Consider the following 13,940-nt stretch of genomic DNA (forward strand, 5'->3'; position numbering starts at 1 on the left):
GTCAGATCCGCCAGCCGGAATGGATCGCGGCGATGCCGCCCGTCAGGTTGCGCACGCGCACGGCGCCGAAGCCGGCCGCCTCGATCCGCTTGACCAGCGCCTGCTGCTCGGGGAAGCGGCGGATGCTTTCCACCAGATAGCGGTAGCTGTCCTCGTCGCCGGCCACCATGCGGCCGAGCTTGGGCAGGACGTTGAAGGAATAGAGATCGTAAATCTCGCGCAACACCGGCAGGACCACGTGGCTGAACTCCAGGCAGAAGAACTTTCCGCCGGGCTTCAACACGCGGCGCGCCTCGGAAAGCGCGGCGTCGATGCGCGTAACGTTCCGCAGGCCGAACGCAATGGTGTAGGCGTCCACCGATCGGGATGCCACGGGCAGCTTTTCCGCGTCGCCCACCGTCCAGTCCACGCCGCCCAGGATGCCGCGGTCGAAGGACCGGTCGCGGCCGACCCGCACCATCGACTCGGTGATGTCGCACACCACGGCCCGCCCGCCGCCCCGTTGCAGGAAGCGGAAGGCGATGTCGCCGGTGCCGCCCGCCACGTCCAGCAGGGTCATGTCGGCCTTCGGCGCGACCATCTCCATCAGCGTGTCCTTCCACAGCCGGTGGATGCCGCCCGACATCAGGTCGTTCATCAGGTCGTAACGGCCGGCCACGCTGTTGAACACGGCGCGGACGAGACCAGACTTGGCGTCCGGGTCCACGGGCTTGTACCCGAACCAGTTCCCTTCCGGTCCCACCCCAGGGGTGGAAGCGGAGGCGGAATTGGTGGTGGAGGCTTTTTTCGGGTCGGGAGGGGTGTGCGGATCGGTCATGGCGCGCAACATAGCGCGGGCCCCACGCGCGCGCCAGCGGGGGCGTGACCGTGGCAGGGCGGCAAATCGCGCTTTTTTCGCGGGCTTGACCCCCGCGCCCGGCTTCGCCAGGGTTCCGGCCGGGGATCGGCCCACATGAGAGAGGGGAGCGGGGAGGGGAATGGCGACGGTCCAGGAGGCTCTGCTCATCGCCTTCGACCACCAGCAGGCCGGGCGCCGGGCCGAGGCCGACGCCCTGTACCAGCGCATTCTCGACGCCGTCCCCGGCCACCCGCCGGCCCTGCACCTGCGCGGCCTTCTGCTCGCGCAAGCGGAACGGCTGGAGGAGGCCTGCGCCCTGATCGCCGAGGCCATCGCGGGCGACGGCTCCGTCCCCGACTACCACAGCAACCTCGGCGCCGTGCTGGAGGCGCTGGGCCGCGTCGAGCCGGCCACCGATTGCCTGATCCGCGCGGCGCGGCTCGATCCGACGCGGGTCGTTCCGCTCAACGGCTTTGCGCTGCGCCGCCTGACGAACGGCGCCCGGCCGGACCTTGCGGAGCGGGCGCTGCGCGCGGCCATTGACCTCCGGCCGCTCGACCCGGACCTGCGCGTCAACCTCGCCCAGGCGCTGGACTGTCTGCGGCGGCCGGCGCACGCGCTGGCCGAGCTGCGCGTCGCCGCCCTGCTGGCGCCCGGCGACCCGGCGCTGCTGCGCGATCTGGCGGAACGGCTCGGCGTCGAACCGGGGGAGGCGGGGGAGCGGGCGCTGCGGCGGGCCCTGCGCCTCGACTCGGCGTGGCCCAGCCTGTGGGACCGACTCGGGACCCGGCACAAGACAGCCGGTCGGCTCACCGAGGCGAACCACGCCTACGAACGCGGGCTGGCCCTTGACCCCGCGGGGGCGGAGCTGTGGAACAACCGCGCCAGCGTCCTGAAGGGCCAGGGCGCCGCGGACGGCGCGCTGGGCGCGCTGCGGATCGCGGCCGCGCTGCAACCGGCCTCGTCCGCCATCCGGAACAACCTCGCCGACGCCCTGATGCTCGCCGGCCGCCCGGCCGAGGCGCTGGAGCAGGCCGACGCTGCGCTGGCCCAGGCGCCCGACCTGGCCGACGCGCGGTTGGCGCGCGCCACCGCCCTGCTGACTCTGGGCCGCTTCGCCGAGGGCTGGGACGCCTGGGAGAACCGCTGGGCGGGCCAAGTCTGGGCAGACCAAATCGATCGATTTCCGCAACCCGCCTGGACCGGGGAACCGGTGGAGGAGGGGCGCCTGCTCGTCTGGGGGGAGCAGGGCGTCGGCGACGAACTGCAATTCGCCGCCCTGCTGCCGCTGTTGACGCAAGCGGGCGTCCGCTGCCTGCTGGAATGCGACGCCCGGCTGGCCCTGCTGCTCGCCCGGTCCCTGCCGGAGGTGGAGGTCGTTGCGCGCGGCACCCCGCCGGACCCGCGCCTGACCGCGCCCGGCATCGCCGCGCAGACTCCGTCCGGCAGCCTGCCGCGCCGGCTGCTGCGCGACGCCACTGACTTCCAGCGCCTGCATCCTTACCTCGTTGCGGATCCGGCGCGCACCGCCGCCTTTCGGGCCGCGGATGGGCCAGCGGACAAGACGGGCAAGCCGCTGGTCGGCATCGCCTGGCACACCACCAACCCGAAATGGGGCCGCAGCCGGAACATTCCGCTGCCCGATCTGGCGCGGGCGCTGCACGCCGCCGGCGCGCGCATGGTCGTGCTCCAATACGGCGACTGGGCGGCAGAGGTGGCGGCGCTGGCGGGGGAGGGGATCGACATTGCCATCCCCACGGCCCTCGACCTTCGCGACGACCTGGACGGCCTCGCCGCCCGCATCGCCGCCACCGATCTGGTGGTCACCATCGACAACGTGACCGCCCACATGGCCGGCGCGCTGGGCCACCCCGCCTGGGTCCTGCTGGGCCACGCCGCCGACTGGCGCTGGCTGCGCGACCGCCCCGACTCCCCCTGGTACCCGTCGGCCACCCTGTTCCGCCAGCCGGCGGCGGGGGATTGGGGTGCCGTGCTCGACGCCGTCCGGGAGCGTTTGTGTCAAGTGAGGGGGAGCGTGTGTCAAGTGGGCGGGGAGGGGAAGGGGAGTGGTTGCGCTGGGCCCCCACCCAACCCTCCCCCATCTTCGACGGGGGAGGGCTTTCAGGGACGCGCGGCGGAGTCCCCTCCCTCACCGAAGGTGGGGGAGGGCTAGGGTGGGGGCCCAACTCCAACCACTCCCCACAACCAACTCCCCACCCCCCCCACTTGCGTCACCCCCTCCCCCTCACCACTCTTCCGGACCATGCCCGAACTTCCCGAAGTCGAAACCGTCTGCCGCGGCCTCGCCCCCCACCTGGAAGGGCGTGTGCTGGTGCAGGTGCTTCAGCGCCGGCCGAACCTGCGCTTTCCGTTTCCGCCGGACTTCTGCGCGCGGCTGACCGGCCGCCGCGTCGAGTCGGTGCGTCGGCGCGCCAAATACATCCTGGTCCATCTGGACGATGACACGGTGCTGATCGCCCATCTCGGCATGTCCGGGCGGATGATCATCACGCCGGAACGACCGGCCGAATACGGCGCGCACGACCATGTGGTGCTGGAAACCGACGCCGGCACGGTGGTCACCTTCAACGACGCCCGCCGCTTCGGCCTGATGGACCTTGCCACGGCGGAAACGCTGGCCGGCCACCCGCTGCTGCGCAGCCTGGGGCCGGAGCCGCTGGGCAACGAGTTCTCCGGCCCGGTGCTGGCCGAACGGCTGGCCGGCAAGATGACCAGCATTAAGGCGGCGCTGCTCGACCAGACGGTCGTTGCGGGGCTCGGCAACATCTATGTGTCGGAAGCGCTGTTCCTCAGCCGGATCAGCCCGACGCGCATCGCCGCCACCGTCACCGGCGCCAAGGCGGACCGGCTGGCGACGGCCATTCGGGAGGTGCTGGGCCGGGCCATCGCGGCCGGTGGCTCCAGTTTGCGCGACTACCGGCAGGCGTCGGGGGAGCTGGGCTATTTCCAGCACCAGTTCTCGGTCTACGACCGCGAGGGCCAGCCCTGCCCAGGCTGCACGTGCGATGTGACGAAGACCGGCGGAATCCAGCGGATCGTGCAGGCCGGGCGCTCGACTTTCTATTGTCCGCAGCGCCAGCGCTGATATACGTGGAGTCCATGACGGCTCCATCGGCCACCGCCCGGGCGGCGCTCGCCGCTTTCCTCCTCGCCGGCCCCGCCATCGCGGGCCTGGCCGGACATCCGCTGCCCGCCAGGGCTTCCGACTCCTCACGCTTCGTCACCGGGATGGGCGACGTGCCGGTGATGCCGGGCCTCGTCCCCGCGGATGAGCCGCCGCTGGTCTTCGACAAGCCGGGGGGCCGCATCGCCCAATCGGTGATGGCCGGGCGGGTCGACCGCAAGGCGGTGCTGGCCTTCTACACCCAGACCATGCCGCAGCTCGGCTGGAAGCACGCACCCGAATCCAAGGCGGCATCCAAGGCCGCCGGCACGCGCTTCCTGCGCGACGGCGAGGAACTGCGCCTGGAGTTCGTCGAACCGGGCGCGGCCCCGGCCCAGGCATCAAGCCGGGCCGACGTCACGACCGTGCGCTTCTCGCTGATGCCGCACTGAACCCCAAACCACACGAATCATAACGCCCAACCATAACGCCCCCGTTCGCGAGGGGCAGACACACCGGGAGCAAGCTGCAACATGCCGTATGAAACGATCCTCGTGGAAATCCGCGGCCCCGTCGGGCTGATCACGCTGAACCGGCCGAAGGCGCTGAACGCCCTGTCCGACCAGCTGGTGACCGAGCTGGGCCAGGCGCTCGACGCGCTGGAGGCGGACGACGCCATCGGCGCCATCGTGGTGACCGGGTCGGAGAAGGCCTTCGCCGCCGGCGCCGACATCAAGGAGATGCAGGGCTTCTCCTACATGGACGTCTACAAGTCCAACTTCATCACCGCGAAGTGGGAACGGCTGGCCAAGACCCGCAAGCCGACCATCGCCGCGGTCGCCGGCTTCGCGCTGGGCGGCGGTTGCGAGCTGGCCATGATGGCCGACTTCATCCTGGCCGCGGACACCGCCAAGTTCGGCCAGCCGGAGATCACCATCGGCACCATCCCCGGCGCCGGCGGCACGCAGCGCCTGACCCGCTTCGTCGGCAAGTCCAAGGCCATGGAGATGTGCCTGACCGGCCGCATGATGGACGCCGCGGAGGCCGAGCGCGCCGGCCTCGTCAGCCGCGTCATCCCGGCCGCCGACCTGGTGGACGAGGCTGTCCGCGTCGCCGAGAAGATCGCCAAGCTCTCCCGCCCGGTCGTCATGATGGCCAAGGACGCCGTCAACGCCGCCTACGAGACGACGCTGTCCGAGGGCGTGAAGGTCGAACGGCGACTCTTCCACTCCACCTTCGCCACCGAAGACCAGAAGGAAGGCATGGCCGCCTTCGCCGAGAAGCGCCAGCCGGACTGGAAGCATCGCTGAGATCCGTTGCTCCCTCCCCCGCATCTAGCGGGGGAAGGGCATGTCACCACCAAGATCTCGCCTCGTTTCACTTAAGCGAAATCAGTGTCTGTGCGCGCCTTGACTCTCATTCGGGTGGAGCGTATAAGGCCCCCTCGCACTGGGACAGGCGTGTCGTCCGGAGTAGGGTTTTCATGGCCAATCATAAGTCTGCTGAAAAGCGCATTCGTCAAACCGCGCGTCGTACGGAGATCAACCGTAACCGCGTGAGCCGCATCCGCACCTTCGTGAAGAAGGTCGAGTCCGCGATCGAGTCCGGCAACAAGGTCGAGGCCGCTGAGGCCTTCAAGGCCGCCCAGCCGGAAATGATGCGCGGCGCTTCCAAGGGCGTTCTGCACAAGAACACGGTGTCGCGCAAGCTGTCGCGCCTGTCGGCCCGCATCAAGGCTCTCTGAGTACTCTCAGCGTTATTAAGCCGCGCACCAGGTATGGGCGCGGCTTTTTGCGTTTTCAGAGACCAAAATCCATGTATCGCGCCCAGGTTCCCGGCAGCACAGGCCAGGAATCATTGGGCGGCGATTCATGGGTTATTGTTTGAGCGGCGGTCTTTGCTCGAACGCCAACCCTTGTGGCATTTTGGACCGTTCGCTTTCTGTCCCATTGCCTCGGATGGGGAGTCTGATTAGACTTTCGATCCGTCGGGGATGGCGAGGTGATGCCGATAGCAAAGTCTTGCGCCGTCCATCTGGGAACGGAGACGTTCGAAGCCGCAGGGCGCTGAGTCGACGGAGAGTCAACCGGCGTTTCACGAGTGGCCCTCTCTTTAAAACTTGGTGTTGGGAAGGCGGAACTCCTGGTTTCGCCGAGGGGCCCGTTTCGCCGAAGGTATAGCGTTGCCGTCCAGTTTGGAGGCATCCACCGTTGGAGTCTTCCGGAGAGGAACAATCCGTACGGCGGAGCTTACCTTAAGGGACGGCCCGAAGGGTTTGGGAAGAGAGCGTCCGAAAACGGACGCCGGGGGCGCCGCGCGCGGGGATGCATGCGGAGACAGGCTGGTCCGAATTTCCGGTCTGCCTGTTGCGCAAATGGCACATGTGGCGCGGATGACACGCGCCAGCGGCGCGGATGGGGAGCGGTTTCGTCTTCGCTTGATGCGTGTCCGGGTTTCGGGTGTGTTGGTTTCAGGTGCGTTGGTTTCAGCTTGGGCCCGCAATGCGGGGCCCGGCGACTGGGTTTTGAAAGCGGGGGTCCGACGGTTGGCTTGGCCCCGTTCGACCAGTGGCCGTGACGGTCTTGGCCGTCCGGGGGAAAGGAGCGGGGTAGGGAAAGCATGTCGGTCGGCGCGTCGTTGGATCAACAGTGGGCCCGCATCCGGGGCCGCCTCAAGGACGAGGTGGGCGAGATCGCCTACCGCAGCTGGCTGCAGCCGCTCTCCTTCGCTGGCATCCGGGGTGGCGAGGTCCGCATCGTGGTGCCCACGCGCTTCATGCGCGACTGGGTGCTGACCCACTACGCCGACCGCATCCGCAACCTATGGTCCGGCGAGAATCCGGAGGTCCAGTCCATCGACGTCGTGGTGGCCGCGGCCAACGCCCCGGCCGCGCTCGCGGACGACGGGGACGACGACCTGGATGGAAACGACGCGGCCCCGGCCCCGGCGCGGCTGGTCTCCGCCCAGCCGACCTCCTACACCAGCGGATCTTACGCGGCTGGTCCGCCGTCGCCGGCCTTCTCCGACGAGTCGCCGACCGCGGTCGCCTCGGTGCTGGAGGACCGCACCGACATCTCCGCCCCGCTCGATCCGCGCTTCACCTTCGAGAATTTCGTGGTGGGCAAGCCGAACGAGCTGGCCCACGCCGCCGCCCGCCGGGTCGCCGACGCGACCTCGGTCACCTTCAACCCGCTGTTCCTCTACGGTGGGGTGGGGCTCGGCAAGACCCACCTGATGCACGCCATCGCCTGGCAGATCCGGCGGAACGATCCGAACCGCAAGGTGATCTACCTATCGGCGGAAAAGTTCATGTACCAGTTCATCCGGGCGCTGCGCTTCAAGGACACCATGGCCTTCAAGCAGCAGTTCCGCTCGGTGGACGTGCTGATGATCGACGACGTCCAGTTCATCAGCGGCAAGGACAGCACGCAGGAAGAGTTCTTCCACACCTTCAACGCGCTGGTCGACCAGAACCGGCAGGTCATCATCTCCGCCGACAAGAGCCCGTCGGACCTGGAAGGCATGGAGGAGCGGCTGCGCTCCCGCCTCGGCTGGGGCCTCGTGGCGGACATCCACCCCACCACCTACGAGCTGCGGCTCGGCATCCTCCAGGCCAAGGCCGACGCGCTGAACGCGGCCATTCCCCTGAAGGTGCTGGAGTTCCTGGCCCACAAGATCACGTCGAACGTGCGCGAACTGGAAGGGGCGCTGAACCGCATCGTCGCGCACGCGGAGCTGGTCGGCCGGGCCATCTCGCTGGAATCGACGCAGGAGGTGCTGCACGACCTGCTGCGCGCCAACGACCGCCGCGTCACCATCGACGAAATCCAGAAGCGCGTGGCGGAGCACTTCAACATCCGCGTCGCCGACATGCATTCGGCCCGCCGCGCCCGCGCCGTCGCCCGGCCGCGGCAGGTCGCCATGTACCTGGCCAAGCAGCTGACCGCTCGCTCCCTGCCGGAGATCGGGCGCAAGTTCGGCGGCCGCGACCACACCACCGTCATGCACGCCGTGAAGAAGGTGGAGGAGCTGCGGACCACCGACCCCGCCTTTGCCGAGGACGTGGAACTGCTGCGCCGCATGCTGGAAAGCTGATCGTCTTTCCTGGGCGTTATTCCTCACCGTCTTTCAGCCGGCGCAACCCGACTCCGCCGAAAAGCGTAGGACTTTAGCCAAATCCGCGGTAAACACCCGTTTGCAGCGGTTGATGGCTTGGGGTTTTCACGCAACCATGGAGACGAACGTCCTCATCGCCGATGACTCCGCGGTTGTCCGGAAGATCCTGAAGGACCACTTGGAGGCCTCCGGCTACCATGTCCTGGTCGCGCGCGACGGCCAGGAGGCATGGGACCTCTACCACCGCAATGACATTCACATTCTGATCACCGACCTGGAAATGCCGCGCATGGACGGGTTGGAGCTGTGCTGGCTGATCCGGGCGGAGGACGACCAGCACCGCACCTTCTGCATCCTGATGACCGCCGACGACGACATCCAGCGCCGGATCGAGGCGTTCGACGCGGGTGCCGACGAGTTCCTGACCAAGCCCATCGACATGCCCATGCTGCGCGCCCGCGTGCGCGCGGGGGAGCGCATCACCCGCACCCACCGGGTGATGGCGGAGATGCTGAACACCGACTACCTGACTGGCGTGCTGAACCGCCGCCGCTTCATGGAACGGCTGGAGCAGGACTACCGCCTGGCCCGGGACGACGGCTCTCCCGCCGCCCCCTTCACCATCGCCCTGTTCGACATCGACCATTTCAAGGCGATCAACGACACCCACGGCCACTCCAACGGCGACATCGCGCTGAAGCGCTTCGCCGAGACCTGCGCGGCCCACGTGCCGCCCGGCGGCTTCGTCGGCCGCATGGGCGGGGAGGAGTTCTGCATGGTCCTGCCCGCCGGCGACGTCGAGTCGGCGATATCCAAGGCGGAGCAGGTACGGCTGGCGACATCCGCGCTCGTCGTGACCACGGCGGAGGGCGTGCCCTTCTCCTTTACCGTCAGCATCGGCATGTGCCCGGCCGAAGGCACCGAGTCGGTCGCCGACCTGCTGGCCCGCGCCGACGAGTCGCTCTACTTCGCCAAAAACAGCGGCCGCAACCGCACGGTGGTCGCCGGCACCGGCGGCGTGGTGGTGAAGGCGCGCTTCTACGTGATGTAGACCGCGGCCAATCCCGGGCTCCCATGACAGCACGATGAAGTTTGGCACCGCTCCCGCTTGAGCCATGGACGCCCGCCAAAGATCGCGGCACAGTTGCCCTCCGGACAAAAAAAGGGAGTGAGGGAGCCATGGCCGACGGCAACAACACGGGCAAGGGAACCACCAGCAACGAATTCCGGTCGAGCGTCGCCACCCAGCGCGCCGCCAAGGGCTTCACCCGCCGCCTGCTGCTGCAAGGTGCTGCGGCCGCCGCGGGCGTGGCGTCGGTCGGCCCCTTCATCCTGCGCGAGGGCCGCGCCGCGTCGGGGTCGGTGAAGATCTTCTCCTGGGCCGGCTACATCAGCCCGGACATGCTGGCCGACTTCGAGAAAAAGACCGGCATCAAGGCGACGCTGACCGAATACGGCACCAACGACGAGCTGCTGAACCAGCTGAAGGCCACGGGCGGCGCCGGCTTCGACATCATCCACCCGACGGTGGACCGCGTGCCGAACTACGTCGAGTTCGACCTCATGCAGCCGCTGGATGAGTCCAAGGTGAAGTGGGACGGCTGCCTGAAGTCCTCGGTCGAGGGTTCCGCCGGCATGGGCGGCGTGGTCGGCGGCAAGCGCTACTTCGCCCCGGCCGACTGGGGGACGGAGGCGATCGCCTACGACATGAACAAGGCCCCGCTGAAGTACGGCACGGCCAGCTACGGCGACATCTGGAAGCCGGAATACGCCGGCAAGGCCACCGTGCGCGGCCATTCCTCGCTGATCGGCATCGGCCTGTGGCTGGAAGGCCAGGGCAAGCTGCCGCACCCGATCCGCGAGCAGTTCAAGGACGAGGCGAAGGCCCGCGCCAACTTCGACGCGATCCTGAAGGTCGCGACCGCGAACAAGAAGGCGGTCGGCCAGTTCTGGTCCAACGAGAACGAGGCCCAGGGCGCCTTCCGCACCAACGGCTGCGTCATCGGCCAGACCTGGGACAGCACGGCCGTGGCGCTGCGCAAGGAAGGCCTGCCGGTCCGCTTCATCGCGCCGAAGGAAGGCGCCTTGGCCTGGATGGAAGGCTACGCGATCCCGAAGAAGGCGGAGAACCTGGAGCAGGCCTACGCCTGGATCAACTGGTTCTACACGCCGGAGGCCGGCGCGCTCTACACCAACCACTCCGGCATCTCCAGCACCGCCGTGGGGGCGGAGGCGCACCTGACCGACCTCAACAAGCAGTTCTTCGCCGACGCCTACCCCGGCGACGCGCTGCAGAAGCTGTGGTGGTGGCCAATCCAGGAAGCCTGGTACGTCTCCATCCGCAACGAATACCAGGACCGCTTCCTGGCGGCGTGATTTTCACCACAGAGACACGGAGACACAGAAAAAAATATCTCTGTGTTCCTCCGTGTCTCTGTGCCTCTGTGGTGACGTCCGCTTTCGGGGCCACCTCCGGGCCCACTTCCAGGCCACGACACGCTTTTCGAGACAGGCATGAGCCAGGACGTCCAGCTCGACTCCGTCACCATGCGGTTCGGCGCGGTCACCGCGGTCCGCAACGTGTCCCTGACCATCCGCGCCGGGGAGTTCTTCAGCTTCCTGGGGCCGTCCGGCTGCGGGAAGACCACGATCCTGCGCATGATCTCCGGCTTCATGGAACCCACGGAGGGCGCCATCCGCATCGGCGGGCGCGACATGCGCGGCATCGGCCCGAACAAGCGCCCGACCGCGCTGATCTTCCAGAACCTCGCCCTGTTCCCGCTGATGACGGTGGCGGAAAACATCGGCTTCGGGCTGGAGGTGCGCGGCATCCCCTCCGCCGACCGCAAGGCCCGCGTCCGCCAGCTCCTCGACCTCGTGGCCCTGCCGGAGACGGCGGACAAGAAGGTCACGGAGCTGTCCGGCGGCCAGCGCCAGCGCATCGCCATCGCCCGCGCGCTGGCGGTGGAGCCCGCCGTCCTGCTGCTTGACGAGCCGCTGTCGGCGCTGGACCTGAAGCTGCGCCAACACATGCGGGCGGAGCTGCGCGACCTTCAGAAGCGTACCGGCGTCACCTTCATCTACATCACCCACGACCAGGGCGAGGCCCTGACCATGTCCGACCGCATCGGCGTGATGTCCCGGGGGGTGCTGGAGCAGGTGGGCGACGGGCGCAGCATCTACGACCATCCGGAAACGTCCTTCGTCGCCTCCTTCGTGGGGGAGAACAACCGCTTCGCCGGAACGGTGGCCGATGCCGACGCAACCCGCGCGGCGCTCGACACCCCCTATGGCCGCTTGGTCGGCCGCAACCCGCGCAACCTCCGGCCCGGCGACCGCGCCACCCTGTATGTCCGCCCGGAGCGAGTCACGGCGGGAGCCGAAGCCGAGAACATCCTGGAATCGCGCGTCACCCACCGCGACTTCGAAGGCGCTTTCATCAACGCCTTCCTGGAAGGCGACATCACCGTCCAGATCCCGCATGTGGGCGCCGAGCCCCCCTTCACCCCCGGCCAACCCGCCCGCATCGCCTTCCGCGCCGACGACGCGGTGGTGCTGCCGGAGTAGGGGGGTGCCTCACCTTACCGTCACCTCCGTCCGGTACAGCGCCTTCTCGAAATCGCTGACCAGCGCGTCGACCCGCACCGTCCAATCCCCCGCCAGCGGCAGTTCCACGCCGTCCGCCGCATAAAGGCCCGGCCCGGCCTTCGCCAGAACCCGACCGATCGGCTCGATCCCCGCCGAGGGCAAGGCGAGTTCGGCGGAGACCTCCTGGGCGTTGAGCGGCGTCCCGTCCGCCTGCTCGATCTGCACGGCGAGGCGGTTCGGCCCCGGCCGGGCCGGCGTCACGGTGATCAGCGCCGGGCGCCCCCGCACCGTGACCACGGCCGAGAAACCGGCGGACGTGGCCACGTCCGACTTGGCCACGTCCGACTTGGCCACGTCCGACTTGGCCACGTCCGACTCGGCTACGTCCGACTCAGCCAGCGCGCGCGGCGGCGGGGTCGTTCCCAGCCCGGCGGTGAACAGCAGGACCAGCGCCGCGGCCACCATCTCCGTGAACAGGCTGCCGCGCAGCCGCGCCGCGGCAGCCGGGCCGGCGATCGCCAAATCCGGCGTCAGCCTCAGCCGGTTCACCGCCGCCAGCACCAGCATCGCCAGCACGCACACCATCTTGCCGAGCCAGAGCTGGCCATAGGCGGTGTCGACGATGGCGCGCGGCTCAACCAGCTGAAGCACGCTCAACACCGCCCCGGCGAGCACCAGCACGGCCACCGCGCCCATCGCCAGGCCGGAGAAGCGGCGCACGATCCGCACGGCCTCCGTCGCCGCTTCGGTCCGCAGCACCACCGCCAGCGGCCAAAATGACCCGATCCAGAAGGCCACGCCCAGCGCGTGCAGCGCGACCAGCGGCACGCTCAGCCAGCGCGGCTCGGCCGTCGCCGCGTGGCCGGTGGCGGTCAGCGCCAGCGCGGCGCCCACCGCGCCGGCCAGCAGCAGCGCGGATCCGGCCCGCCCGCGCTCCTCCAGCGCCAAGCCCAGCGCGGTGGCGACCAGGCCCAGCAGGGCGAGCGCGGCGCTGGCGCCCGTGCTGCTCGCCGCCCCGGTCTTCCAGACGGCGGCGGCGGCGAGGCCGGTCAGCGGCGCCCCCTCCAGCACGGCCCCGGCCAGCCCGACGTTCAACACCGCGGCCAGGGCGGCGACGCCGACGCCCAGGCACAGGCCGGGCTTCAGCCGCCGGCCAACCGGGCTCCACCCATCCAGGACCATGATCAGGAACAGCCCGCCGCCCACGGCGACCAGCAGGCTACCGTAATGCAGCCACCGCGCCGCCGCCGCGGCCAGCAGCGTGGACTGACGCGCCTCTTCGGCCTGGACGACTCCGCGGTCCGGCGCGGCGCCGATCCCGAACAGGATCGACCCCGCGACCGGATGCCCGTCCGCCGAGACGACGCGGAAGCTGACCACATGGGTCCCCGCCGCCAGCCCGGCGGGCAGGGCGACGCGCAGCGTCCCGTCCTCGGCCTTGGGCGGGGAGGGCAGGGCGACCTCCGCCCCGCCGGGGCCAAGCACACGCACCGACACCGGGCTGACCGGCTCGTTGAAGCGCAGGCTGACCTCGGCCGGCGGGCGGTCCAGCCGCGCCCCGTCCGGGGGCACGGCCTCGACCAGCACGGCGTGCGCCCAGGCCGACGATACCGCCAGCATCAGCAGCAGGGCGGCCAACCACCCTTTTATCAGGGGCCACCCCATCAGGTGTCGGCGCATGCCGTCGTCTCCTCCAGGCGGTCCTTACGGCTTCGCGGTCAGCGTCACGCCGGGGGCCGGTTCCTTGTAGTCGTGGTCGGTCTTGCCGGCCTCCGGGATCTCGATCCAGCGATGAACGCCCTTTTCGCATTCCTGGACCACGGGGAAGTACACGACCGTGCCGGCCGGCTTCTCCGGCAGCTTGGCGCGGAAGACGAACTCGTCGTAATGGGCGTCGGCCAGCTTGCCGCCGCTCCAGCTGATCTCGGTGACGCCCTTGGTCAGCTTCTCGTCGTAGTAATCGTAGGCCTGGGCATACTGGCCTTCCTTGGTGGTCAACGTCCAGCCGGCCTTCGGCATCGGCTTCACGGCGACCACGCCCTCGGGGATCTGGACGCGCAGCGTGGTGGTGGCGGTGCCTTCGCAGCCGTGGCCGACGCGCAGCACGGCCTTGTACAGGCTGCCGGCCGGGGCCTGTTTGGCCTCCAGTGTTGTGTGGGCGAGCGTGCCGGCAACCGGCAGGCAGGACAGGACGACGGCAGCCATCAGGGCGCCGCGGGTGGTGCGGGACATGGGAATCTCCGGTGTGTGTGGTGTGTCTGGGGATGGTGGGGA

Annotated in this window: 12 protein-coding genes; 9 read left to right on the forward strand and 3 right to left on the reverse strand. The window is 69.2% G+C overall.

What is annotated here, in order from left to right; genetic code table 11:
- Window position 1: 1 nt before the first annotated feature.
- Complete coding sequence (locus M2351_RS00975; protein ID WP_264654314.1) at window positions 2-817, reverse strand: class I SAM-dependent methyltransferase; 816 nt, start codon at window positions 815-817, stop codon at window positions 2-4.
- A gap of 160 nt (window positions 818-977) precedes the next feature.
- Here M2351_RS00975 and M2351_RS00980 point away from each other — a divergent pair, with 160 nt between their 5' ends.
- From M2351_RS00980 to M2351_RS01020, 9 genes are all read left to right on the forward strand, one after another.
- Window positions 978-3,011: a tetratricopeptide repeat protein gene (locus M2351_RS00980; RefSeq protein WP_264654315.1), complete on the forward strand. Its 2,034-nt coding sequence runs from the start codon at window positions 978-980 to the stop codon at window positions 3,009-3,011.
- Window positions 3,012-3,101: 90 nt separating this feature from the next.
- Entirely contained in the window at window positions 3,102-3,944 is an 843-nt protein-coding gene (mutM, locus tag M2351_RS00985; protein ID WP_264654316.1) for a bifunctional DNA-formamidopyrimidine glycosylase/DNA-(apurinic or apyrimidinic site) lyase, read from the forward strand.
- A 14-nt stretch (window positions 3,945-3,958) separates the two neighbouring features.
- The gene (locus M2351_RS00990) at window positions 3,959-4,414 is read left to right on the forward strand and encodes a hypothetical protein (protein ID WP_264654317.1); all 456 of its coding nucleotides are present in this window, start codon (window positions 3,959-3,961) and stop codon (window positions 4,412-4,414) included.
- 81 nt (window positions 4,415-4,495) lie between these two features.
- On the forward strand, window positions 4,496-5,272 hold the full coding sequence (locus M2351_RS00995) for an enoyl-CoA hydratase (protein WP_264654318.1): 777 nt from the start codon (window positions 4,496-4,498) through the stop codon (window positions 5,270-5,272).
- A 173-nt stretch (window positions 5,273-5,445) separates the two neighbouring features.
- Window positions 5,446-5,706: a 30S ribosomal protein S20 gene (gene rpsT, locus M2351_RS01000; RefSeq protein WP_264654319.1), complete on the forward strand. Its 261-nt coding sequence runs from the start codon at window positions 5,446-5,448 to the stop codon at window positions 5,704-5,706.
- An 875-nt stretch (window positions 5,707-6,581) separates the two neighbouring features.
- A complete protein-coding gene (gene dnaA / locus M2351_RS01005) occupies window positions 6,582-8,057 on the forward strand; it encodes a chromosomal replication initiator protein DnaA (protein ID WP_264654320.1) in 1,476 nt (491 codons plus the stop codon).
- Between the two features lie 136 nt (window positions 8,058-8,193).
- Window positions 8,194-9,129 carry a GGDEF domain-containing response regulator gene (locus tag M2351_RS01010; protein WP_264654321.1) on the forward strand — a complete coding sequence of 312 codons (936 nt, stop codon included), beginning with the start codon at window positions 8,194-8,196 and terminating at the stop codon, window positions 9,127-9,129.
- A gap of 128 nt (window positions 9,130-9,257) precedes the next feature.
- Window positions 9,258-10,454: an extracellular solute-binding protein gene (locus M2351_RS01015; protein WP_264654322.1), complete on the forward strand. Its 1,197-nt coding sequence runs from the start codon at window positions 9,258-9,260 to the stop codon at window positions 10,452-10,454.
- Window positions 10,455-10,592: 138 nt separating this feature from the next.
- Window positions 10,593-11,645, forward strand: a complete 1,053-nt coding sequence (locus M2351_RS01020) for an ABC transporter ATP-binding protein (RefSeq protein WP_264654323.1) — start codon at window positions 10,593-10,595, stop codon at window positions 11,643-11,645.
- Between the two features lie 9 nt (window positions 11,646-11,654).
- Here M2351_RS01020 and M2351_RS01025 read toward each other — a convergent pair whose 3' ends face one another.
- Together M2351_RS01025 and M2351_RS01030 are read right to left on the reverse strand one after the other, a co-directional pair.
- Window positions 11,655-13,346, reverse strand: a complete 1,692-nt coding sequence (locus tag M2351_RS01025; RefSeq protein ID WP_264654324.1) for a copper resistance protein CopC — start codon at window positions 13,344-13,346, stop codon at window positions 11,655-11,657.
- A gap of 24 nt (window positions 13,347-13,370) precedes the next feature.
- Complete coding sequence (locus M2351_RS01030; RefSeq protein WP_264654325.1) at window positions 13,371-13,898, reverse strand: YcnI family copper-binding membrane protein; 528 nt, start codon at window positions 13,896-13,898, stop codon at window positions 13,371-13,373.
- Between the last annotated feature and the right edge of the window lie 42 nt (window positions 13,899-13,940).

The sequence above is a fragment of the Azospirillum canadense genome (assembly GCF_025961225.1).
In the GTDB taxonomy this organism is placed as follows: domain Bacteria; phylum Pseudomonadota; class Alphaproteobacteria; order Azospirillales; family Azospirillaceae; genus Azospirillum; species Azospirillum canadense.